The organism is Tumidithrix elongata BACA0141 (assembly GCF_036349135.1).
Taxonomy (GTDB): domain Bacteria; phylum Cyanobacteriota; class Cyanobacteriia; order Pseudanabaenales; family Pseudanabaenaceae; genus Tumidithrix; species Tumidithrix elongata.
Map to the genome: position 1 here is coordinate 1 of NZ_JAZBJZ010000077.1, position 24064 is coordinate 24064.

19 protein-coding genes and 1 pseudogene are annotated in these 24064 nt (G+C 46.1%); 11 read left to right on the forward strand and 9 right to left on the reverse strand.

The window, feature by feature from the left end; all coding sequences use genetic code 11:
* Nucleotides 1-74 precede the first annotated feature (74 nt).
* Nucleotides 75-1787 (reverse strand): S-layer homology domain-containing protein, encoded by a 1713-nt coding sequence (locus tag V2H45_RS16965; protein ID WP_330484849.1) that lies wholly within the window; start codon nt 1785-1787, stop codon nt 75-77.
* Between the two features lie 219 nt (nt 1788-2006).
* Here V2H45_RS16965 and V2H45_RS16970 point away from each other — a divergent pair, with 219 nt between their 5' ends.
* Both V2H45_RS16970 and V2H45_RS16975 read left to right on the forward strand, forming a co-directional pair.
* Nucleotides 2007-2372, forward strand: a complete 366-nt coding sequence (locus V2H45_RS16970; RefSeq protein ID WP_330484850.1) for a DUF4359 domain-containing protein — start codon at nt 2007-2009, stop codon at nt 2370-2372.
* A gap of 42 nt (nt 2373-2414) precedes the next feature.
* Nucleotides 2415-2648, forward strand: coding sequence for a hypothetical protein (locus V2H45_RS16975; RefSeq protein ID WP_330484851.1), 234 nt, complete (start codon nt 2415-2417; stop codon nt 2646-2648).
* Between the two features lie 29 nt (nt 2649-2677).
* Here the strand turns inward: V2H45_RS16975 and V2H45_RS16980 are convergent, their stop codons facing one another.
* The gene (locus V2H45_RS16980; protein WP_330484852.1) at nt 2678-3190 is read right to left on the reverse strand and encodes a hypothetical protein; all 513 of its coding nucleotides are present in this window, start codon (nt 3188-3190) and stop codon (nt 2678-2680) included.
* 168 nt (nt 3191-3358) lie between these two features.
* Between V2H45_RS16980 and gshA the strand changes: the two genes are divergently transcribed.
* The 3 genes from gshA to rsmG all read left to right on the forward strand — a co-directional run bounded on the left by gshA (nt 3359) and on the right by rsmG (nt 6854).
* The gene (gshA, locus tag V2H45_RS16985) at nt 3359-4504 is read left to right on the forward strand and encodes a glutamate--cysteine ligase (protein ID WP_330484853.1); all 1146 of its coding nucleotides are present in this window, start codon (nt 3359-3361) and stop codon (nt 4502-4504) included.
* A gap of 130 nt (nt 4505-4634) precedes the next feature.
* Entirely contained in the window at nt 4635-6113 is a 1479-nt protein-coding gene (locus V2H45_RS16990; protein ID WP_330484854.1) for an MFS transporter, read from the forward strand.
* A 69-nt stretch (nt 6114-6182) separates the two neighbouring features.
* Nucleotides 6183-6854, forward strand: a complete 672-nt coding sequence (rsmG, locus tag V2H45_RS16995; protein WP_330484855.1) for a 16S rRNA (guanine(527)-N(7))-methyltransferase RsmG — start codon at nt 6183-6185, stop codon at nt 6852-6854.
* Here the strand turns inward: rsmG and V2H45_RS17000 are convergent.
* The 3 genes from V2H45_RS17000 to V2H45_RS17010 all read right to left on the reverse strand — a co-directional run bounded on the left by V2H45_RS17000 (nt 6833) and on the right by V2H45_RS17010 (nt 8122).
* Entirely contained in the window at nt 6833-7090 is a 258-nt protein-coding gene (locus V2H45_RS17000) for a DUF6761 family protein (protein ID WP_330484856.1), read from the reverse strand. The two genes, rsmG and V2H45_RS17000, sit on opposite strands and share 22 nt — an antisense overlap.
* A 216-nt stretch (nt 7091-7306) precedes the next feature.
* The gene (locus tag V2H45_RS17005; RefSeq protein WP_330484857.1) at nt 7307-7828 is read right to left on the reverse strand and encodes a hypothetical protein; all 522 of its coding nucleotides are present in this window, start codon (nt 7826-7828) and stop codon (nt 7307-7309) included.
* Between the two features lie 87 nt (nt 7829-7915).
* Nucleotides 7916-8122 (reverse strand): hypothetical protein, encoded by a 207-nt coding sequence (locus V2H45_RS17010; RefSeq protein ID WP_330484858.1) that lies wholly within the window; start codon nt 8120-8122, stop codon nt 7916-7918.
* A gap of 272 nt (nt 8123-8394) precedes the next feature.
* Here V2H45_RS17010 and V2H45_RS17015 point away from each other — a divergent pair, with 272 nt between their 5' ends.
* The 4 genes and pseudogenes from V2H45_RS17015 (at nt 8395) to V2H45_RS17030 (ending at nt 13973) form a co-directional block, all read left to right on the forward strand.
* Nucleotides 8395-9582 (forward strand): GNAT family N-acetyltransferase, encoded by a 1188-nt coding sequence (locus tag V2H45_RS17015; protein ID WP_330484859.1) that lies wholly within the window; start codon nt 8395-8397, stop codon nt 9580-9582.
* 288 nt (nt 9583-9870) lie between these two features.
* Nucleotides 9871-12507, forward strand: coding sequence for a cyanophycin synthetase (gene cphA, locus V2H45_RS17020; protein WP_330484860.1), 2637 nt, complete (start codon nt 9871-9873; stop codon nt 12505-12507).
* A gap of 45 nt (nt 12508-12552) precedes the next feature.
* Nucleotides 12553-12815 (forward strand): annotated as a pseudogene (locus V2H45_RS17025) (hypothetical protein).
* A gap of 183 nt (nt 12816-12998) precedes the next feature.
* Nucleotides 12999-13973, forward strand: a complete 975-nt coding sequence (locus V2H45_RS17030) for a carbohydrate kinase family protein (protein WP_330484862.1) — start codon at nt 12999-13001, stop codon at nt 13971-13973.
* Nucleotides 13974-14082: 109 nt separating this feature from the next.
* Here V2H45_RS17030 and V2H45_RS17035 read toward each other — a convergent pair whose 3' ends face one another.
* A complete protein-coding gene (locus tag V2H45_RS17035) occupies nt 14083-15246 on the reverse strand; it encodes a GTPase domain-containing protein (protein ID WP_330484863.1) in 1164 nt (387 codons plus the stop codon).
* 273 nt (nt 15247-15519) lie between these two features.
* Here V2H45_RS17035 and V2H45_RS17040 point away from each other — a divergent pair, with 273 nt between their 5' ends.
* Nucleotides 15520-16542, forward strand: a complete 1023-nt coding sequence (locus tag V2H45_RS17040) for an ABC transporter permease (RefSeq protein WP_330484864.1) — start codon at nt 15520-15522, stop codon at nt 16540-16542.
* A gap of 14 nt (nt 16543-16556) precedes the next feature.
* On the opposite strand, the gene V2H45_RS17045 is transcribed toward V2H45_RS17040, so the two are convergent.
* Both V2H45_RS17045 and V2H45_RS17050 read right to left on the reverse strand, forming a co-directional pair.
* Nucleotides 16557-19166, reverse strand: coding sequence for a GAF domain-containing protein (locus tag V2H45_RS17045; RefSeq protein WP_330484865.1), 2610 nt, complete (start codon nt 19164-19166; stop codon nt 16557-16559).
* A 297-nt stretch (nt 19167-19463) separates the two neighbouring features.
* Nucleotides 19464-19595 carry a hypothetical protein gene (locus V2H45_RS17050; protein ID WP_330484866.1) on the reverse strand — a complete coding sequence of 44 codons (132 nt, stop codon included), beginning with the start codon at nt 19593-19595 and terminating at the stop codon, nt 19464-19466.
* Between the two features lie 147 nt (nt 19596-19742).
* Between V2H45_RS17050 and smc the strand changes: the two genes are divergently transcribed.
* Nucleotides 19743-23399, forward strand: a complete 3657-nt coding sequence (smc, locus tag V2H45_RS17055; protein WP_330484867.1) for a chromosome segregation protein SMC — start codon at nt 19743-19745, stop codon at nt 23397-23399.
* Nucleotides 23400-23599: 200 nt separating this feature from the next.
* Here the strand turns inward: smc and V2H45_RS17060 are convergent, their stop codons facing one another.
* Complete coding sequence (locus V2H45_RS17060) at nt 23600-23998, reverse strand: DUF4351 domain-containing protein (protein ID WP_330484868.1); 399 nt, start codon at nt 23996-23998, stop codon at nt 23600-23602.
* Nucleotides 23999-24064: the final 66 nt, after the last annotated feature.

Consider the following 24064-nt stretch of genomic DNA (forward strand, 5'->3'; position numbering starts at 1 on the left):
TACTAGGCTACCTAACTTTCTCGGGCTTGTCAACCCCTTTTTTAAATGTTTTTTTATTTCATTATTGAAATCAACTATTGACCTGTGACAAACGCGGAGGGAATTGCTGGGACTGCGCCTTGTTTGGCAAGGGTTTGATAGATGATGGCGGCAACCTCAGCGCGGGTAGCGTTACGATTTGGCGCCAGTAGTTTGGGGCTGGGATAGTTGACGACCAGTTTATTGTTGGTGGCTGTTGCGATCGCCCCCAGAGCATAGCTGGGAATTTGAGCCGCATCTTGATACAAGCTAGGTAAGGAATTAGGGTTGCCACCACTGAGTTGCCAGCCATTAACCAAAGCTACGAGAACTTGCGCTCTTGTAATGTTTTCGGTAGGTCGGAATGTTTGGTTGGGATAACCAGAGATAAACCCTTTAGCATTTGCTTCTTGGATTGCCTGATTTGCCCAAAAGTTTGTCGGGACATCTTTAAAGGTGACACTAGGGCGGATGTTTTGTTTTGTAGGAAAGGCACTATTCACAATGGCAGCGAACTGTGCCCTCGTAACGGAATCTTCGGGGCGAAATTTCCCATCGTTAAAGCCTTTAATAATGCCCTTTTCAGCAAGCGCTGTTATGTACTTTTCCGCCCAATGACCTTTGACATCAGACAATCCACTAGATACAGTAGGTGGGTTAACGGGAGAGGTTGGTGGATTTACGGGTGGCTTAGGAGTAGGTGGAACTGGAACTACAGGTGAAGGAGTCTGCGGTGGGGTAATTGGTACGCTAGAGGCAACAAGATCGACGGGACCAATTACACGCTTGAGATCGACTTGATTACCAACAGCAGCGATTGTCACACCTGAGGCGTTGTTGATATCAGCGACTTTATTGCCCCGAAAGATATTTTGCCCAAGACTACCCGTTGTACCTAGATCGACGGTGGGTTGACTATTTCTATCTTTGAGGACGACCAGTCCATTTTCAGTATTATTTTCAATTAAGTTGCCACGTAATGTAGGGGTAGCAATATTGGAGATCACAATGCCGCCACGATTTTTCGTGATGCGATTGCCAATTAAGGCAACGCGCGATCGCTGACCGATCGCTAAGCCAAAGCCAGTATCCTCAAACGTGTTTTCGCGGATCTCGCCTGAACTTGTGCCAACAGCAGAAAGCCCATTGGCTCCATTTTTCGTAAAAATGTTACCAACTACATTTGCACTGGTATCACCGGTGAGAAAAACGCCATCATGTCCAGTTCCAACAAAGGTATTATTGGCGATCGCAACATTTTTGGCAGATTCTACCCATAGGGCGTAGCCTCGGTTACCGCTGTTAGTGAGCGTAATCCCCTCTACGGTTGTACCATTCCCTACCAGCATAGAAACATTTTGACGTGCAAAGGTAGGACTGACAAATGTGCCTCCACCGCTAATCAGAACCCCTGCCCCTCTGCTACTGCTATCACCGCGTAAAGTCACACCCGCAGGAATTTTGAGTGGAAAAATTTCTCCAGTATCGGCAGAGTAGGTACCAGGAGCAATCTGAACAATTGTGCCAGCCTGTGGTTTTGCATTTAAGGCTGCGGTAATGGAGCGAAAGGGTGTGGCTTGCGTACCTGCACCGAGAGCATCCGTACCACTGGGAGCAACAAATAAAATTGTGTTAGCTTGTGCAATTTGAAAGGGTAGGTTTGAGGATGTGGAGGTGTTAGCGCCACGGTCAACTGCGGCGATCGCGCTTTGATAACTACCTAGGGTTAATAGTAGTAATAATCCAGCCGCCGTTTGATATTTAGCCATACATCTTCCTCTGAAAATAATTCCTAACGTTCTAACTTTTCGCCTTGACGTAAGCAGTAGGGATTAGTTTCACCTAGCTTTGGTGTCGGAGAAAAAGTTCTGCCTAAATATACATGAGCCAAGCACAATTTACTGCCAAGAGTGTTTAAGATCAGACTTTAGAATTATTCTTTTAGGCCCGTTATATTTTGTAACTTTCAACAAGGTTTGGAGAGTGGTATGAGAAGAAAGTTAGTTGCTGTTTTGGGTGTGGTAGGAGCGATCGCATTGGTAATGGTATTTACAAATCCGAACAAAGAGAAATATATAGATTATGCTTCCGTAAAAATGGCTACGGACATTCAAAATCAACTTTGCAAACCAACTGAAAATAAAAATCCTAAAGATCTATTAGGCAATATTAAAAATCTTGCAGCTGACCTTTGCAAATTAGGAATAGATTCGCAAGATGCCCTAGTTAAAAAGCTAATTACACCTAGAACGCAGCAACAAAACATGGTAATTTTTAGTATTTATACGACCGAAGTCCCAGGACGCACCTATAAAACTCTTGCTATTTTTGGTAACTTTATTGGATTGAATTAAACTTGAATTAAATCTGTCCTAAATAAGCCTTTTTAATCATTTATGTCTGAATCAAAAAACAACCACTCTGAAAGTGAATCGGTTAGCGAAACTGTAGCCGAACTTGAAACGAATCAATGGTTTATTTGCAAACAAACCTCTGGAATCTGCACCATTTCAAACGATCGCAATGCGAAAGCAGAAGCAGGAGAAAGTTGGGGGCCTTTTGCCACACAAGGCGAAGCGATCGCAAAACGCATCGGGCTAATTCGTGCAGGGAAATGTCAACCGCTTTAATTTCTATTTTTCGGAATATTTTTTGTAATTTAGTTGCTCGTGTCGGGCAATTTTTCTCTCAATTTGGCAATGCCATGTAAAATCTGTTGGCGATTTTTCGCACTTTGAAGCCAGTTGGGCAATCGACTTGCAAGGCTTTGATTTTGCCAGCCCAATTTTGGATCGGGCGATCTCTCGCGCAGTTTGGCACGAACGAAGTTTTCCAGAAAATCCAGATGCTCGGCGTTATAGGCCCACAAAATTTCACCGCAACAGGGAATTTGCAGCCAGAGGGTGAGATTAAAGTACCAGTCGCGATCGCCACCTATTGTCACGGAATTGCCTTGCCAATCTTTGCTATAGCCACAGTATTTGCAAGATAGGCGGTGGCGATCGAAGATTTTATGCGTTTGGGTTTGAGGTAGTGGGGCAGCCTCACTGGCAGATTCACTGAATGGCATGACAGTACTGAGGCGATCGCACTGGGGACAATGCACCCAAAAACTATGCCCAAAGTCATAAATTGTTTGTCCAATATCTCGAAAACGCAGTGGTTCCGTCATAGGATAAATTTGCAGGAATCAGAATGCACTAGCAAAAAGGTAATATCGATCTAGGGAAAATTGAAACAGAACGAAGATTTTGTCATTGATTTGTTCGATCTTTGTTGAACTGTTATTCAAGTAAGTTAAAAAGCCAGCACTGTAAAGTCTCATGACAAGGAAGAATTTGTGCTTTTATCCAAAGGTTTTGAAGTAGAACTATACACATCTGCGCCTACAGGGGATGCCGTTGGTTTTTCTAATCGCATTGTCGCCGATTTGCAGGGCTTTGTGAGAGAACCTGACAACCGCAATGTGGAATATACAACCGCACCATTTACACAGTACGAACGCTTGTTTCTGGCTTTAGTGGAACCAAGGCAGAGATTGCGCAAGTATTTAAAATCTTTTGGTGATTACACGATCATGCCAAGCAGCACCCTTGCTTTGGGTGGCACTCAAAAGTTTGAGCGCTCCGATCCACATAATCCCTATCATGGATACATCGAGCAAACCTACGGCACGGATGTTGTCACTGCCAGCATTCATATTAATGTGGGCATCAGCGATCTAGAAATGTTGATTAAAGCCTGCCGACTCATACGGTTAGAATCTCCCCTCTATTTAGCGCTCAGTGCATCTTCGCCGTTTTTAGATGGAGAGGTAACGGGTTATCACTCGACGCGCTGGCAAATGTTTCCCCAAACACCTGCCCATGTCCCTTTATTTTCCAGCCACAAACATTTTGTGGAATGGACTGAGACCCAATTACAACTGGGCACGATGCAAAATGTGCGGCATCTCTGGTCGGCCGTACGCCCCAATGGCGATAATCGCCCCTATGATTTAAATCGCCTTGAGCTAAGAATTTGCGATCTGGTATTCGATCCATTAGCGCTGTTGGCAATTACGGCACTACTTGAAATGCGGCTGATTAATCTGATGCATTCAGGTGAAGATTCAATGCTCGATCCTCTCACACCTAAAGCCAGCCCCTTTACACCTGATGAACTGGTGGCGATCGCCAGTAAAAATGAAATAGCAGCAGCACAGCATAGTTTAGATGCCGTTTTGACTGATTGGCAGACTGGCAACGCTGTAAAAGCGAGAGATTTAGTGCGACAACAATACGAGCAAGCCCAAGCGATCGCCAAGCAGACAGGTACGACTTGCTTTCTTGCCCCACTTTTAAAAATCTTAGAACAGGGGAATGAAGCCCAGCGATGGCTAGCTGCCTATGCGACAGGTCTTACACCTCGCCAAATTTTGACCGATGCCATTAGTACTGCAACCCAACAAGAAGCTGAGTTTGCCGCAGCTCTGATGATTCATTAGGCGGCGGTACGCATCCTGCAAGGAATCGCTTAAGCAAATCCATCGATGTAGAAGCAAGCATAGAAGTCCCAAGACAGATAGACTAAATAACGATCTGTGTTAGCAATCTATAAGAATCGGGAATTTTTCTATGGCTCCTGCTCATTCTGATGCGTCACCACCCACCGTTACTTCAGAGAAACTAAGTCTTACAACCAAACTTGCCTATGGGGCAGGGGACTTAGGCACAGCAATTACGACCAATATTGCGGGCACTTTTTTGCTGTTCTTTTTTACCAGCGTGGCAGGGTTAGATCCTAGATTGGCTGGCAGCATATTAATGATTAGCAAGATTTGGGATGCTTCCATCGATCCTGTGATTGGGATTTTAAGCGATCGCACCCAGTCCCGTTGGGGTCGCCGTCTACCTTGGATGATCTATGCCGCGATTCCATTTGGAATTTCCTATTTTTTACTATGGCTGGTTCCACCCTTAGATAAGTTGGGACTATTTTGGTATTACGTCGCGATCTCGATCGCATTTAATACCCTCTTTACAATGGTTAATTTGCCCTATACAGCACTCACAGCGGAGCTAACCCAAGACTATAACGAACGCACCAGCCTCAATAGTTTTCGTTTTTCGTTTTCGATCGGAGGCAGCATCGTCTCCTTATTTATCGCAATTTTGATCTTTGAGTTTTTTAAAAAATCATCGGGTCAGTTAGCCAACAATAACTTCAACAGTGGAACACCATACCTTGTCCTCGGCATCATCTACGGAATCATTGCGATTTTATCCATTTGCTGGTGTGTCTTTGGGACAAAACGACAGGTATTGGTTAAAGAATCTCAGAGACTGACAAACCAGCAAGCTCAAGCAGATGTATCCCACACTATTCCTTTTTTAGAGCAAATACGGATTGCCTTTAGCAACCGACCATTTCTTTATGTGATTGGCATATATTTTTGTTCTTGGCTGGCTTTACAAATTACCGCCTCGATCATTCCCTACTTTGTCGTACATTGGATGAAGCTGACTCAGTCTGACTTTATCGAAGTCACTTTATGGGTTCAGGGTACGGCACTACCGATGCTATTTGTTTGGGGCGCGATCAGCAAGAGAGTAGGAAAAAGAGCTGTCTATTTTATGGGCATGGGGCTATGGATTATTGCCCAAGTCGGTTTAGTGATGTTGCAGCCAAATGAGGTTGGCTTAATGAAGGTCTTGGCTTTTGTGGCTGGATGTGGGGTCTCGACGGCCTATTTAATCCCCTGGTCGATGTTACCCGATGTGGTAGACCTAGATGAGTTAGAGACTGGACAAAGACGAGAAGGTGTGTTTTATGCCTTCATGGTGCTCTTACAAAAAATGGGGCTTGCAGTGGGGTTGTTTATGCTAGGACAAACACTAGCTTGGTCAGGGTTTAAAGAAACCGTCGCTAACCAACCCGCACCGATTCAACCTGATTCTGCGTTACTAGCAATTCGGATTGCGATCGGGCCAATCCCAACTGTATTTTTACTGATTGGGCTAGTCCTTGCCTACCTTTATCCAATTACGAAAGAAAAGCACGCTGAGATCTTGTTGAAAATTGCCGAGAGAAGAAATCAAGACTCAGATCGGTAATCAGAGGAATTAGCTCCCCAATCGAATCTAGCCGAACTGCCATTCAATCATTCATCACGCACCCACCTAATGTTTTCCCAATTTTCTCACCTCTGGCAGTCCACGTTAAACTGGCAGCCCACAGCCGAACAAGAGCTGCAATTTGAGCGTTTATATAACTTGGTGCTAGAGGGAAATCAAATACAAAACCTCACCCGCATTACAGAACCGCAGGACTTTTGGGAAAAGCATTTATGGGACTCATTACGGGGCGTCATGCCCTTTTTTGGGCAAGAGAATTTACAGGCGATCGATATCGGTACAGGAGCAGGCTTCCCCGGACTGCCCTGTGCGATCGCTCAACCAACTTGGCAAATTACTCTACTAGACAGCAGACAAAAGAAAACTGCCTTTGTGAAACAGGTCATCGAAAAAATACAGCTTGTGAATGGCAGGACCTTGGCAGGACGTTCTGAGGAGATCGGTCGTATTCAAGTACACAGGCAAAAGTACGACCTAGCCTTAATTCGAGCAGTGGGCAGTGCAGAGCTTTGCGCTCAATATGCATTGCCATTTTTAAAGTCAGGCGGACAAGCAGTGTTATATAGAGGTCAGTGGTCAGACAAAGAACAGGAAGAACTTACAAAAGCATGTGAAACGATAGGTGCTGAGATTGTAAAAGTTGAAACTTTTTTTACCCCTTTGACCGCAAGCATACGTCACTGCATCTACCTTGCCCCTTACTTTTCTACCTCGGTTTGAAGTTCAGTTTGGTAAGGAGACATAAAGTTAGAAGAGTCATAGAGGAATCTGACTGCCTCTTCTTCTAAACGATGGATTTTATGAGATTCCATCGCACTGGAGTTACGGAGCGCAGACAAGTACCCATCTAAAAACAAACGCAGTTCATCGTTCGAGCGGTATCCCCGTTCCCACATATCGACTAAGGAGTCGGTGAGCTTTTGATAGTGACGAATCGTAATAGTGTCTTGCAGCATAGATCGCTTGTATAAAATTAAGATCGTTTAGAAATTTTCTCTTATGCAGAAATCTTTCTTGTATAGAAATTTTCTTTAAAGAGATAGTTCCCAAAACTATCAGATCACTCCTCAAGCTTGGAATACGATAAAACACTAAAGTATTTAAATAGATCTTAACATTCAGCGATCGCTTTGATCCCTATAGCCTAGGGCGGATTCACGCACCTTTTAGGGTTACTCCCGATATAAGGGTAAGGCTGCTGACCAGTGGGAATAAATGCCTTGTTGCCCTTCGATTAACCACTGGGCATGGGCAAGTTCTAACAGGCTATAACTTAAAGACTTTTGAGGCTGAGATTGCGTTGCCTGCTGTGAAATTCTGTCACAACCGATCGCATAGAGCGGAATCCCTAACTGTTCGGCTAGGGTACGGGCGGTAACAATACCGATGCGTGTACCTGTGTAGCCCCCAATACCACTGGCGATCGCTAACCAAGCAATGTCTGACCAAGCAATTTCCCTTATAAAAGACTGTAAGCAGCCATGCAGTTGGGTTGATAGGTCTCTTCCCAAGTGCCATGACTGCTCCTTTACAAAAATGAAGTCAGAAATTACATCCTGACCTGATTCGATTGGTGATTTAGACCCTGACAATCTGTACAACTGAGCGATCGCAAGTTCCAGACTGTCCGTTGTGGTGTGTAGCGCTAAGGCAAAGCAGTGGGCTCTTGATTCTTGGTTTTTAGTCCCTTGCACTGACCCTCTTTACTTTCAACCTTTACACATAAACTTTGGTACTTAATTTGGTACTTAAGTCCTGGCAGTTAAATTTTGGCAAACAATCTAGAACTTACCTAGACCGCCACCACCAGCTGCACCATCTGACTCTTCAGAGTTTTCTCCTTCATTGTCATCATCACCTTCGCCAAAGCGACTGCCGCCTGGACGTCTACGTCCAAACCGACCCATAGGTGTGCGCTTACGGAACTTACGTGCGTAAGCTTGGTTGCGGAGAGCTTTTTCCTTTTTTTGATTGCGGCGCTTAGCCATTTTAAACTGTTGTACCCCTTAAATCTTGCATCGATCAACCCTATCATAAAATGGAGAACTTTCTTCTAAGATAATTCCCTCGCCTATACTAGGTAGTAGGTAATCAATTCAGACGGGTTCGTGCTGATTAATTTGGACTTCTCTATCGTAGGAGACTGACTAAATCACAGCAAGTCGATATAAATTGTTGAAAACAAACAGCTACACTTACAGTTGTGAGCACTTATACAGCAGGCGTGCAGCAGTATCAGTTTTTTCTGGAATGAGCGGTTATGCAATCTTTTCCCTCTTTAGGTAACACGATACGTCCTTTACAGCGTCGCGATCTAGAAATCGTTCAGCAATTAGAATCACTCCCCGATGACAGCCACGATCGGGCTGGGCTGAGCTATAAGTCTGATTGGCTCTCTCTCGTTAGGTTATCAAGCTGGTTGCCAAATCCCCTTCGACATCTGGCAAAGCCCTATGTCAGAGCCTATGTATCGGAATACAATGGTGAAATTCTTGGCTTTATTTGCGTTTCCCCCACCAATGGCAGTCGCAGTACTTGGCAAATCGATCGCGTTGCGATCGCGCCGCACAGTCAAATCGAGGCGCAAATCCAACCCAGCCATATCGGTACGCAACTAATTCGCTACTGCCTAGAGTCCTGCTGGGAAGCACGCACTTGGCTGCTCAAAGTTGACATTCAACATAAAGATGCGATCGCGCTATATCGTCAAAATGGTTTTCAGCCCCTCGCCCAACTAACCAACTGGGAGATATCCGCCGAAGTTTTACAAGACCTAGCCCAGCACCAACCCGATCTCCCCAATCTTTTACCCGTAAGTAATGCCGACGCTGGTTTGCTTTATCAACTAGATACTGCCGCAATGCCCCCTCAAATTCGGCAAGTTTACGATCTAAGCATTAATGATTTTCGGACTGGCTCCTTTGAGAAACTTGTCGGCTATACTGCCAAGATTTTGCAGCAAGTCCAAGAGGTCTCAGGGTATGTCTACGAGCCGCAGCGTAAAGCCGCGATCGGTTATTTCTCGCTGGCGTTAAGTCGTCCTCAAGGGAAACGGCAACAACCCGAGCAAAAGGTCAGCCATTACTGCCAACTAACCGTTCACCCTGCCTATACTTGGCTTTACCCTGAGCTAACCTCTCAAGTTGCCCAAATTGTCACCAAACAATCATCCGAGCAGTCTGAGACCAATTACAGCCTATTGGTATCCTCAGCTGACTACCAGCCCGAGCGAGAAGCTTATCTAGAACAAATTCAGGCACAACGACAAAGTCATGGGTTATTAATGGCGCGATCGGTGTGGCATAAAATTCGCGAAACTAAACTCGTTTTGGATGGGCTGCAACTTTCTCGCATGTTGTCCGGGCTTCAACCCAACCAAAAACCAGTTCCAGGCAGAATTGATGCGCATCCACCCAACTATCCCAGTCAGCCTGAAGAGTTGCCTTAAGGTATAGTTAATAAATGCAAAGACTAAGCAGAAAATATCTTCTGTTGTGTTATGCAGAGCTTGTATTGTCGAAATGTTGCAAAACACAATACGCCATAGCAGCTTGACGAGTTTAACAATATTTTTATCGTTTACTTTGTAAACTTGCCCTCGCAGGTTTATCCAAATTTATGAGGAATGTATATGTTGAACATCTTTTTTGTTTATTTGATACAAAAAATGGGCTGCGGGATAGCTAGGATTTAAAACTGGAAATTAGACACTTGGCGACGTGTAAAGACGTTTATTATGAAAATTCTTAAAATCCAAACACTGCGTGGACCCAATCAGTGGAGCATTCAACGACATCAGCTAGTGGTAGTCAGGTTGGATTTAGAGGATTTCCCCAAAAATATTGTTAGCTTTTACCAAGATATAATCAAGGTCTTACCCAGCCTTGTGCATAGTTCGCTCGATAGTCCGCACAGTCACCCCCAAGCCATCACCTCAGCAGCAGAAGTCGTGCAACTTGTGGCATTAGAACTACAGAAGCTCACAGGTATGAATGTTGGATTTGGCACCGTGCGCCCCACCATTGAAGCCAACGTTTATCAGGTGATCTTTGAGTATCAACACGAACAAGCAGGCCGCTATGCCGCACGGGCAGCCGTAAGGTTATGCCAGAGCATTTTAGATATTGGTGAATATTCCCAAGCGGAACTGCAAAAAGATTTTAAGGACTTGATTGAGTTACGCTTAGAAGGTCAGCTTGGCCCCAGTACAGAGTCAATTGTGGCGGAGGCAAAAGCCAGACGCATCCCTTGGGTAGAACTGGGCAGCAGAGCCATGATCCAACTGGGCTTTGGCGTCTATCAAAAGCGCATTCAAGCAACCCTGAGCAACTATACGGGAATTTTGGGGGTAGAGCTTGCCTGTGATAAAGAGGGAACCAAACGGATTTTACGAGACTCTGGCGTACCTGTCCCTAGAGGAACGGTAATTCGTTCTGCAAAATATCTTGAAGACGCGATCGCTGAAGTCGGCGGTTTCCCGATTGTGGTCAAGCCGCTCAGTGGAAATCACGGACGCGGCATCAGCATTGACGTGCGATCGCTGTTAGCCGCAGAAGATGCCTTTGAAATGGCTCACGAAGTTTCAGAAGATGTGATTATCGAAAGGTTTCATACAGGGCGCGACCATCGTGTGTTGGTGATCAACGGTAAGGTAATTGCTGTAGCAGAGCGAGTTCCCGCTCACGTCTACGGAGATGGCAAATCTACGGTTTCTGAATTAATTGAAATTACGAATAAAGATCCGCGTCGAGGTGACGGGCACGACAATGTGCTGACTCGAATCGAGGTCGATCGCAACAGCCAAGATCTTTTGCAACGTCAGGGGCTCAGCCTAGATTCAATTCCAGCCGTAGGACAAATTTGTTATTTGCGTGCCACAGCAAACCTAAGTACGGGTGGCATTGCCGTCGATCGCACCGATGATATCCATCCTGAAAATATCTGGTTAGCAGAGCGCGTTGCTAAAATCATTGGCCTAGATATTGCAGGAATCGATGTAGTTACCTCAGATATTTCCAAACCTCTGCGCCTCACCGATAGCGTCATTGTCGAAGTCAATGCTGCCCCAGGCTTTAGAATGCACACCTCACCCAGTGTGGGCATTCCCCGCAATGTGGCAGAACCAGTCATTAATATGCTGTTCCCACCCGGAGCACCTTACCGCGTACCAATCGTGTCAATTACAGGTACGAATGGCAAAACCACTACAACCCGCCTCACTGCCCATATTTTTAAACAAACCAATCGGGTGGTTGGCTACACCACGACAGATGGCATTTACATCGGCGACTGGCTCGTCGAAAAAGGCGATACGACTGGCCCCTACAGCGCTCAAGTGATTTTGCGCGATCCCACCGTAGAAGTAGCCATTTTAGAAACAGCCAGAGGGGGAATTTTGCGATCGGGTTTAGGTTTTGATGGCTGTGATGTCGGGGTCGTCATGAACGTGCAAGCCGATCACCTCGGCATCGGTGATATTGAAACCGTAGAAGATTTGGCAAACCTCAAGAGTGTGGTCGTGCAATCGGCGTTTCCCAGTGGCTATGCCGTGCTGAATGCTGACGATCCTCTGGTGGTCAAAATGGCGGAAAAGGTTAAGGCACAAGTAGCATACTTTTCCATGACCCCTGATAGCCCAATCGTCACGGCGCATACTCAGCAAGGCGGCTTGGCAGCCGTGTACGAGAATGGTTATCTCTCGATTCTCAAGGGAGATTGGACGTTACGCATCGAGCAAGCTGTGAACGTGCCGATTACCTTGGGTGGTAAGGCAGCATTCCAAATTCAAAATGCTCTGGCAGCCAGTCTTGCTGCTTTTGCCCAAGGCGTGAGAATTGAAGATATTCGCTCGGCTTTAACCAGTTTTGTCGCCTCATCCAATCAAACCCCAGGGCGGATGAATCTGTTTAATTTGGGGAAATTTCATGCTTTGGTGGACTACGCCCATAACCCGGCGGGCTATAAGGCGATCGCTGACTTTATCAGCACTTGGAATGGCGAATGTATTGGCGTCATTGGCGCACCGGGCGATCGCCGCGACATCGACATCGAGGAACTCGGTCAACTGTCCGCAAATATGTTCGATCGCGTGATCATTAAAGAAGACCTAGACCGCCGAGGACGCGAGGTCAATGCTGTAGCTGCCTTGATGCAAAAGGGCGTTAGCTCCGTCAAACCCAACCTGCCCTGCGACATTATTCTCAATGAAGCTGAGGCTGTAGCGATCGCCTTAGATCAGGCACCTGAAGGGGGACTTGTGGTGATTTTCCCAGAGAAAGTCGATGCGGTCATTGCCACCATTGAAGCAAGAATGCCCAAAGACACCGCTACCCAAGATGCCGCGAAGCCTTCTAATAGTCCAGCCGTTTTATAGAAACAACTATGACCTTTCAATCTCTTTGGGTTGATTCCTCACCGCTTGCAGCGAACTAACTGCGAGGCTAGCCTCGCAGTTCTTTATAAGCCGTCCTCACTGATTCATGAAATCCAGCTTGAAAAAGTTGACAGTTGGAATTTGTTTAAGTTTAGTGAATCTCTTCAGCTTCGGATGGAAAACCTGCTGGAAAAGAAAAAAGCCGAACAGATTACCCCAGATGAAATTACTGAACTTGATGCGTCGGAGAGTTAGATCGCATTTTTACTCATGTCAATGCGATGCTTGCTGCACAAAATGTCAATTAGTAATGAAGTTAAGCAAGCTATCAGAGAACGAGCCAACTACATATGTGAGTTACGATCCCCGCTTCAAAAACTTGGGTAATAATTTCCCGATCGAGTGTGCAACAAATCCTTTACAGTAATTGAGGAGGTAATTGGTTTCCTCCCCATACTTTGTAATATTCTCTAGCACTGACTTTCACCTCTATGCCAAAAGTTATTTGTCTTGGCGAAATTCTGATCGACCGAATCGCTGAACAGGTAGGTGTAGATTACGATCGCGTCGAGTCTTGGCAATCTTGCCCCGGCGGAGCCTTAGCCAATGTCGCCTGCGGTCTGGCAAAACTCGGAACTTCCGTCAGCTTTATTGGATGTGTGGGGCAAGATCCAGAAGGGGAGCAGTTAATTCAACTACTTAGCAAGGAAGGGGTCAATACGACAGGATTGCAAGTGCATCCTGAATCTGTGACCCGACAGATTTATGTCACCCGTGACGAAAAAGGCGATCGCACCTTTGCTAAATTTTCTGGGGATGACACCACCGTTTTTGCCGACACCCTCATGTCAGCGGAACATTTGCCCGCCCATCTATTTGCCGATGCTGATTTTTTAGTACTAGGCACGCTCGGCTTAGCCAGTCCCCAAACTTCACGGGCGATCGGTCGGGCTTTAAAACTTGCCGAAGATAACTTTGTGCGAGTCATTGTGGATGTGAACTGGCGACCGATGTTTTGGTCTAATTTCGACCAAGCCGCAAAGTTGATCCGAGTTTTGTTGGGATACACAGATTTTTTAAAGCTCACCACCGAAGAAGCCTATTTCCTATTTCGCGCCACCAGTCCCGCCGCGATCGCCCAAGCCTTAAACCATCTTGAGGGCGTAATCGTCACCGATGGGGCAAAAGAATGTCGCTATTATCTCGGCGAACGCCAAAGCAAACGCAATGCATTTCCGATTGATGCCGTAGATACGACAGGGGCAGGAGATGCCTTTTTAGCCGCATTTATCCATAAAATTTCTCAAAAGCCCTTGGCTGAACTGTCCAAACCTGAATACGCCCATGATGTAATCTCCTATGCCTGTGCCGCAGGGGCGATCGCAACCACTTCAATGGGCGCGATCGAGGCACAACCTACGGACGCACAGGTACGAGATTTCCTAGCAAAAATGAACGACCAATAGTGGAGCGAAGTTCCTTAATCATAGGGATCGGGGGCAGGCACTGGGGCACTGCCCTACAAAATACTGCCCTACAAAATCTGGAATTGGGTACAGGAAATCTCTCTGAAATTTAAGGCTTATGCACTGATGACGATAGACCTTGAGATAACAAGGCAGACAGGGCTAAATTTTGCCAAAAAGATACCTCTTGCCAATCTGCTGGATGAGTATCTTCTATCCTAGGTTTGATCGAGGCGCGAAAGGGACGAGATTCTAGCTCAACAGTCGTCGTTGTAAACTCTAGCTTGCGCCGTAGCAGTTCTACAAAGGTCAAAAGCATAATAAGACTTGAGGATAAAGCACGTCGCCCCGTGATCGGATCGAGCACAAAATCTGGTGCTAGCGGCGAGCCATACCATAGAAACGATGCCGAACACAGATCGCCTGATGTAAAGAGTGCCATGCGCTTGCGGATTTCTTTGCCCGATAACGTCTGCCCCAGTAGTAGGTAATGAATTTCAGTAACGGCGATCGCTAGCGTTCCCAAAATGTAAGGACTGCGTTTGGGCATAAATGCCTCTTCATTAATTCGCAGCATAGCATTGGCAATAATTTTCACCGCATCAATTCTGCGTTCGGTAAAAGAGCGAGAATCGAGGAGGTTTTGCCATTTTGACTGTAGCAATTCTTCAATATCATTTCGCAAAGCTTCTACCCCACGAATGTCCAGTTTCATATCATGATTGACTTCTGGATCGTAACCAAATGTACAGGTAGGATAAATTTTAGCAACGCCCAGATCGACTTTCCATTGCTGAATCACCCGTTCTAAAACCGTGGGTTTCCATTTATCATATTCATCAATTTTATTGAAAACGACAAAAACGATATCGCATTGCTTTTTTAAATCGTCAAGGTGCTTTTTTTGACGCGCATCCGATGAGCCATCCACCACCAAAACGCCAATATCAATTCGCTTCAGAAATCTTTGGGTGGCATTACTGTTCGCAACCCTCACATCATCTAAACCAGGAGAATCGATCAAGCGCACCCTTTCGTTGAGTTTAAGGCATTGCACATCACTAGTTACGCCTGACTCAGCCCTAACTTTAAATAGAGAATCTTTGCGTGTTTTTTTTAATAAAGCATTTACCAGAGAGCTTTTCCCAGAACTGACTCTACCAATGACAACAATATTGAGAATGTCTGGACTTTCGTGGATTTCAGATTCAAATTTGGCTTTGCTACTTTCAAAAAATGACTCTAGCAATTGATGGTCGGCGTGATCGGACATTACTTAATTTGTGATGAAGAATAAGATGGAGATAATTGAGAATTGAGATCGCTCAAATATATTGTAAATATCGAACCATCCACTACGATGTTATTGAATATGCAGAAACTTTGACATTCTTAGAGCAATTCTCAAAGAATAGAAGCACAACTCCCTCCTTCATGTCCTATAGCAATCAGCATCGTAGGAGCAATTTGTGAATTGCCCCAACATACCAGTCAAATAGATTGCTTTGCTATATCTATCAACATTTGTAAGCCTGTCATTTTGCCCATGACCGTTAAACCAGTCGCTCCGATCGCTACATTTTTGACCAACGAAACCACTGCTTATGTCTTAAAACGACTAGCTCAAGCAGTACTAGTGATCTTTTTGGTTTCGATATTGAGCTTTTTTGCCCTTAAGCTATCTCCGGGTGACTGCTTTACAGAGCTCCTCCAAAATCCCAGCACACCCAAAAAAGTTGTTACCGATCTAAGAGCGCGATTAAATTACGATCAGCCGGTCTGGAATCAATATTTTTTATGGCTCAGCAGTACCTTAAGGGGCGATCTAGGCGTGCGTTGTCAAGGCTTAGCCCCTGTAACACCACTAATTTTAGAAAGAGCAGGGAATACACTGATCATGGCGATCGCCTCTCTGGTCACCACATGGGTGATTGGCATTCCCCTCGGCATTTTTTGTGCGGTGCGACAAAATACTTGGAGCGATCGCGTCGTGCAGTTCCTCAGCTACGCCGTACAGGGATTTCCCAGCTTTATTTTGGCAATCTTTTTATTAATGTTTGCCCAAAACAGTTCGCTGTTCCCCGTAGGTGGGATGACGAGTATCAATTATTCCGATCTGTCACTCTTGGGCAAAATCTTAGATATCGCACATCACTTAGTCTTGCCCACTCTCACCCTCACAATTCTTAGTTTTGCCAGCCTCCAACGCATTATGCGCGGAAATCTACTCGATGTCTTGCGCCAAGACTATATTAAAACCGCACGCGCTAAGGGAATGCCTGAGCATAAAATCATCTACGTTCATGCGCTCCGCAATGCGATTAATCCCTTGATCACCCTATTAGGCTTTGAATTTGCCAGTCTGCTCAGTGGCGCATTTATTACGGAATTCTTTTTTAACTGGCCTGGTCTAGGTAAGTTAATCTTGCAAGCTACCCTCGAAAAAGATGTCAACCTAGTCATGGCAGGTTTGACACTGGGAACGTTAATGCTCGTGATTGGCAATCTCTTAGCCGATTTGCTCTTAAAAGCTGTTGACCCCCGTATCAAATTAGATAGCCGAGATTAGAGAAGAATTGGTGCTTATTTCTCGGTTAGCGTCCATACCCCATCCCAGTCATCGGGAGGAGCGCTTTGGAGGAAGTGTTGGCAGCGACTGAGGTGCAAATTAGCAGCTTTGTTACTGTGATCGAGTTCTAGTACTTGAGCAAACTCACCCATCGCTAAAGCAAACTTGCGACTGAGGTAATGTTTTCTAGCATTGTGATAGAGATCGACAATTTTTTCTTTGGTTGGCTCTAGCGGATCGGAAGTCAAGCCGATTAACTCATAAACGCCAATCGGTTCATTTTTACCCTTGACCCGAATGCAATCCAGCTCTCTCACATGAATGCGATCGCCACATAACTTATAGGTACTTTCACTAATAATTACATCCGTACCATATTGCTTACTGGCTCCCTCAAGGCGCGAACCCAGATTGACCCCATCGCCGATCGCCGTAAACTCCATGCGTCGCGTAGAACCAATATTGCCACTAATGACGCTATCAGAGTTAATACCAATCCCTATTTTGATCACCGCCATGTCTATCTCTGCCCAAGAAACATTCGTGAGATTTGCAAGGCGATGAGGATCGCAGTCAGTCAGGGCTGCCTCTACCTCTGCCTGAGACGCATGGGTGAGATTCGCTAAACGACGGGCGTTAAAGGCTATCAAGCGTTTTCGCATATCGATCGCCGTTTGCACCGCCATCCAAGCATGATCGTGAATCGGGAGTGGCGACCCAAACACAGCCATGATCGCATCACCAATATATTTATCTAACGTGCCTTTGTAGTTAAATACTGCCTCCACCATCGTCTCAAAATATTCGTTGAGCATCTGCACCACCTCTTCGGCGGCTAACTTTTCCGTCAGTGAGGTATAGCTGCGAATGTCAGAGAACAGGACAGAAACTTCCTTGCGATCGCCTCCCATCTTGGCATCCCCTGCTTGCAAGAGCTGTTCCGCCAATTCTTGCGTCATGTAGCGATACATCGTACTTTTGAGTCGTTTTTCTTGGCTGATATCTTCCATCACCACCAGCGCACCGCGCACACCCGTACCATCATCCGCTTCGGACATCGTATTGATCGAGAGGTTAATGCTGCGTTGCTCGTCCGTACCCGATTTTAGTGTTTGATCGGGATAGTACTGCTTGCGGCTTTTCTCATCTGTGCCCTGAAGGCTAGCATCAAACCACTTGGCAAAATTCGCCTTTTCAATATTGATCAGATCGTAGATAGATCGCCCTTCTAAACGAACGGGAATATCCGCATTTGCACAACCTAAAAGCTCATAGGCGCGCTCGTTAGCAGCCACAATTCTCCCTTTATTGTCCGTAGATAGTACGCCATCTGAAAGGCTCCGCAAGATGTCCTTTTGCATTTGTTGCTCTTGCTTGACCTTGGCGAACAACTTGGCATTTTCAAGGGCTACACCTGCTTGGATGTTAAATACTTTCATGAATTCTTCATCGCCACTATTAAAGCTGGCTTTAAAGCATTCAGGCGCGATCGGCCAAGTGGTGGCATCGTAATCAGGAAATTCACCCCTTTGCCGTTTGTTGACAAGTTGCGTCACACCGATTAATTCTTTATTGGAATTAAACACAGGCATACACAACAAACTACAGGTGCGATAGTGGTTGAGTTGATCGAATTTTTTAGAATTATCTGCGTCAGGATGCTCGTAAAGATCAAAGGGAATATTTAAAACTTCCCCTGATACTGCCACACGCCCAGCAAAGCCGACTCCCATCGGCACGCGCAACTCTCTAGTAGTGCCATCTGCATTTGTAATTTGCGTCCAGAGATCGTTACGATCGCGATCGATCAGCCAAAGCGTACTGCGATCGGCATTCATCAACAGTTTGGCTTCATCCATGACCTTTTTCAAGGTTTCTTCGAGGTCTAAACTTTGACCTAAAGACAAAGCTGCTTTCATCAACGCTTCAGCCGCACGTTGCTTTTGCGCAGCCGCATAAAATGCCTGAGAGCTCTCTAAAATCAATCGCATAGAAGGAGCAAACTGGGCAAATAATGCCTGATCGACTTCGGTAAACCCCACGCGATCGACGCGTTCTTCTAAAGGCTTTGAAGGATCGTAGGGATCGCTGACCAGCAGCTTATTGATCATCTGTACCACTGCCACCAAACCGCCATCGTCATTGAGCAGGGGCATCGCCAACATCGTATAGGTACGATAGCCCGTTCGCTCAAATTGCCTTTTGGCTTGCCCCGATCGCGGATCGTTAAAAAAGTCGAAGGGAATATTCACAAGCTGCTGATAGGTGGCAACTTCTCCCGCAATGCTGGTGGGATCCGTTGGGATCCGAATTTCGATATTTCTACCGTTTTCGCCAGGTACATTTGTCCATAACTGATTACGATCGGCATCTAATAGAAAAATCGTGGTGCGATCGGCAGACAGTAATTCCCCAACCTTAAGACGGATTGCCTGTAACATCTCGTCAAGAATGACATCAAAATCGGTATTCAACATACCGAGGGTTTGATTTACAACCCGCAGTTTTTGCTCAACCTCTGAGACAACTTGCTTAAACGTCTCTTGGGTTAAAGGAGCTAAAACTGAGGCAAAATTTCCCCTAGTAGTCGTTAACGCTCCAGAATTTGACGCTGAGTTAGACATGAGTTAGACAAGGGAGACTGCACAGAATTAAGAATGCTTGGGTTCATCACTTTCTGCATCTACATCAATCATAGCTATATAGATGAGAATCGATAAGTGATGTAGGTGCCATAACTAAGCTGGGATTGATGATTTCTTGAAGCAGAACATTTACGACAACTCAAGGATTGAGATATCAAGAAGTAAGATAAATCTAATGGTGCAGATGTATTTAATACAGATGTTGTTTTTGATACAAATGCAATTTACCGATCTAAACCTTGACTGTTAAACGAATCTGAGTACTTGTGAGAGATTCTACCATTTAAATTTAAGATTCAATGTGTGGTTGCCAGCCAATGAATAGCAAGATACACCGATCGCATCAAGCTTCCGTCTCTGTAACAAAATCCGTAACCAAATCGTCCAATCGGGGTCTCCCGCCCCCATGATTTTTGCCTCTAACCCAAAAATCTTTGCTATTGGATGCCAGATTTTGAAATTGCATGGTAATTTATTGCCATCTCAGATATCACCCTTTGAGGTGCTATCCTTACCAGGCATCTTGCCGTCCCCATTAGCGATCCCCTGTTGGCTATGTACATCAAACACATAGAATTGTCCCGCTTTAAATCCTTTGGTTCTACCACCGCAATTCCCATGCTGCCGGGATTTACGGTAGTTTCAGGGCCGAATGGTTCGGGCAAGTCTAATATATTAGACGCCTTGCTGTTTGCTCTAGGCCTATCGAGTTCTAAAGGAATGCGAGCCGAACGCTTACCCGATCTGGTCAATCAGGCGCATAGTCAAAAAGGTAGGACGGTCGAAGCCTATGTAACCGTAACCTTCGATCTAGAAGAAGAAAGCGCCCAGTTAGCCGCTAATTCTGAAACCAACTCCGCTACCAATTTCGACACCAATTCCGACAGCAGCTTAGATCCCAACCCAGACAATACGCAATCAGAAGCTCCAAAAGCGATTGACGGGCAAATTCAGGCGACCGTAAATCCTCAAGAGTGGACAGTTACCAGAAAATTACGGGTAACGAGCCAAGGAACCTATACCTCAACCTACTATGTCAATGGGATGCCCTGCACCCTCGGTGAGCTGCACGAGCAACTTGCCAAGCTGCGGATCTATCCTGAGGGCTATAACGTCGTCCTCCAAGGGGACGTCACCAGTATTATTTCCATGAATTCTCGCGATCGCCGCGAAATTATTGACGAGCTAGCGGGTGTCGGAGAGTTCGATCGCAAAATTGCCTCTGCGAAAGACAAGCTAGATGACGTAAAGGCGCAGGAAGATCGGTTTCGCATTGTCGAGCAAGAGCTAATTAGTACGAAAGAAAAGCTCAAGGGCGATCGCGCCAAAGCTGAAAAATATCAGGCTCTGCGGCTAGAACTAGAAAAGATGGAGCGGTCTGAAGTGGTGTTGCAACACCGTGCTTTGCTCTATCAAAAATCGTTAAAAGAAATCGAGCTGACCAATAGTCATGAAAAAGCCGCACAGCTAAAAACCAACCTAACCGAGTTAGTCCAGACGATCGAGCTTGCCACAGTACAGCTCAACGAACTCAGTGCCAAGGTGCATACCCTCGGCGAAGAGGAATATTTATCGGTATCGACCAATTTAGCAGCCAAAAATGCCGAGTTGCGATCGCTACAACGCCAACAACAGGATCTGATCGGCAACTATCAAGCTACCCAAAACCATATTGTCACGACCCAATCAGAAATCGACCAATTGTTGCAAGAGCTGGAAGGCTTAGCGACGCAAAAGCAACTGCAAGAGTCACAGGTGAATGGACTTAACCATGCCCGCGACCAACAGGCGGCGATCGTGCAGCAATATCGCAACGAAATTCAATCGATCGCCACCTCTTCTGCCGATTGGATGCGCCAACAGGGCCAAATGTATCAAGCCATTGATACGCTCCAAGCCACGATCGATCCGCAACGCCTTGAGCATACGCGCCTAAAGGAATCCCTACGCCAGTGGTCTTTGCAACTGACAGGCTTTGAGACCGAACTCGCAGAACTGCAAAATGTTGAGGGGCGATCGCTGGAGGATGAATTACTCCTGCATCAATCAGAGGCAAAGGGGGCACAGTCGTTAATTCAATCCCTGTCTATGTCTCTGGGAGCCGCCCAGATGGACTTGCAGACCAGCCGCGAAACGATCGATCGCCTTACCCAAGAACAGCGCATTAAAAATCGTCAGCTCGACAAGCTAGAAGCACAGGCACAGGCTACCCGCGAAGTCCAAGGTACAAGGGCGACGCAAATTATCATCGAAGCCGACCTGTCAGGGGTATTTGGCTTGGTCGCGCAACTGGGATGGGTCGAGCCCCATTATCAACTGGCATTGGAAATTGCCGCAGGAAATCGGTTGGGCTTCCTTGTCGTGGAAAATGACGAAGTCGCTGCCGAGGCAATTAACCTGCTCAAGCTCGAACGGGCAGGGCGGGCAACTTTCTTGCCCCTAAATAAAATGCAAGCAGCCCGCAGCCTCAAAGCCGATGATGCCAAGCGAGTGGGGGCGATCGACTACGCGATCAATCTCGTGGAGTTTGAGGAACGCTACAAAGATATTTTTGGCTTTATCTTTGGCAATACGATGGTCTATGGGCATCTAGAGCAAGCCCGTCAATATATTGGCAGGCATCGCATGGTCACCCTCGATGGCGATTTGCTGGAAACCACAGGGGCAATTACAGGGGGAAGCGCCCCAAGCCGCAATGGCATTCACTTTGGCACAGCCGAGGCATCGGAATCCAATGAGGTGAAACAACTACGCGATCGCCTTATGGAAATCGATCAAATGCTGAGTCGTCTCAATCAAAAAGTGCGCATGTCGCAGACGACGATCGCAAAATACGAAGAGCAATTGCTCAATGCTAGAAATGCCCACCGCGAAGCCCAGCTTCAGAGCGATCTGATTCAAGAACAAATTGGTCGCACGGGTCGCGATCGCGATCGGATTCAGGAACAAATTCACCAAACTCGCACGGCGATCGAACTCGGACAGGCACAGGTGGCAAGTATCGAGCTAACTATTGCTGGGCTAGAAGCACAACTGCAAGTAGAGAGAGCCCAGCTTTCGGAATTAGAACAGTCGAGTACGCATATCCGTTGGCAGCAAGCACAAGAGGTACTGCAAGCACAAGAAGCACTTCTAAACACGGCGGAGATTGATTTACGCACGGCACGCCAACAACTTGCCAGTAATGAAAATCAAAACCTTCTGGCTTTAGAAAAAGTCTCTCAACGCCAAGTGCGCTTGCAAGAACTGCGTACTACGCAAACCGATTTACTCAACGAGAGTTCGCAAGCCCAAACCCATATCAAGCAAGCCGAAGGAATCATCGCCACGCTCCAAGCCAGATTGGATGGACTAGAACAGGTGATTGGTGCGACCAAGCAAGAACGCGATGCCTGCGATCGCGCCCTCAGCAGTCATCGCACTTCCCAGCAGGAACAGGAATGGCAACTACAAAAACTGATCGAACAACAAGCAGAGCTTACGGAACAGATCGCCAAGGTCAATCTCCAGCTAGAACAGTTGGAATTGCCCGATCCTCTCCCCGAAGTTCCCGCAGAAATGAACCTAGAACAGCTGCAGCTCGAACAACGCCGTTTGCAAAAACGACTGCAAGCCATGGAACCTGTGAATATGATGGCGATCGCGGAGTATGAAAGTACGACGGCTCGCCTTGACGAACTCAGTGCCCGATTAGAAACCCTCAATCAAGAACGCACAGAACTCTTACTAAGAATTGAGAACTTCACTACGTTGAGGCAGCGATCGTTTATGCAGGCCTTTGATGCCGTCAATCAAAACTTTAAGACCATTTTTGCCGAACTATCCGACGGGGATGGCTATTTGCAGTTAGAGAATCCTTCTGCGCCGCTCAGTGGTGGCTTGAACCTCGTCGCCCATCCCAAGGGGAAACCCGTTCAGCATCTCGCCTCCATGTCAGGGGGAGAAAAATCGCTGACAGCACTTAGCTTTATCTTTGCCCTCCAACGCTATCGTCCATCACCTTTCTATGCCTTTGATGAGGTCGATATGTTCCTCGATGGCTCCAATGTCGAACGTCTTGCCAGTATGGTTCGCAAGCAAGCCGACTCCGCTCAGTTTATTGTGGTTAGCCTGCGCCGTCCCATGATCGATAAGGCAGAACGTACAATCGGCGTTACCCAAGCACGCGGCGCGCATACCCAAGTTTTAGGCTTAGAGCTACGCACAAGTTAAACTATCACCAAGATTTACAAAATGCTTTATTGCTAAGCCTTTGCAGCGGTTTTCGAGTCAATTCACCACAAAACTGGGTCGCAGGGCGTAGCCCCGAATTGGGTTTTAGCTTTCTGTCTGTGGTGCTTTTGAAGCTAATTTGCTGTAAGTCAGTAAGAGGCTATAAAAATCCAAGATTGCGTCTAAATTTAGTGAGGTGACTATTTCCCTTTATTTTGCCGCAACCAAGCAGATAAATCCTCAAGAGAAGTAAAATCTAACAGTGCTTCACCTAAATTCTCTAGTTGAGCAGTTGACAGTTTTTGGATAGCTCTTTGTAGCTTTAATGGAACAACCCCTAACTTATGCTTAAGCAACTTGATTACAAGAACAGATTCTCCTTGTTGTAAATCTTGTTGTAAACCCTTACGCTCACCTTCCTGCAAAATATCTTGATAAATCACTGATTCACGCATTACTTCACTCCGTAAGATCTGTCGTATAGAGTCTTTTTCTAAAACCAAACCAGCTTGCACTGCCGAAGCAGTCACTACATCTCCGCACCATAAAGCGAATTTTAATATCGCAGCGAAAATTCTAGCAGAATCTCCTGCTACCATGACAGTAAGGGTTTTAGCCTGAATAATTCATCAGGGAGAGAAAGTGGAGAAAAAAAAGAGCCTAAA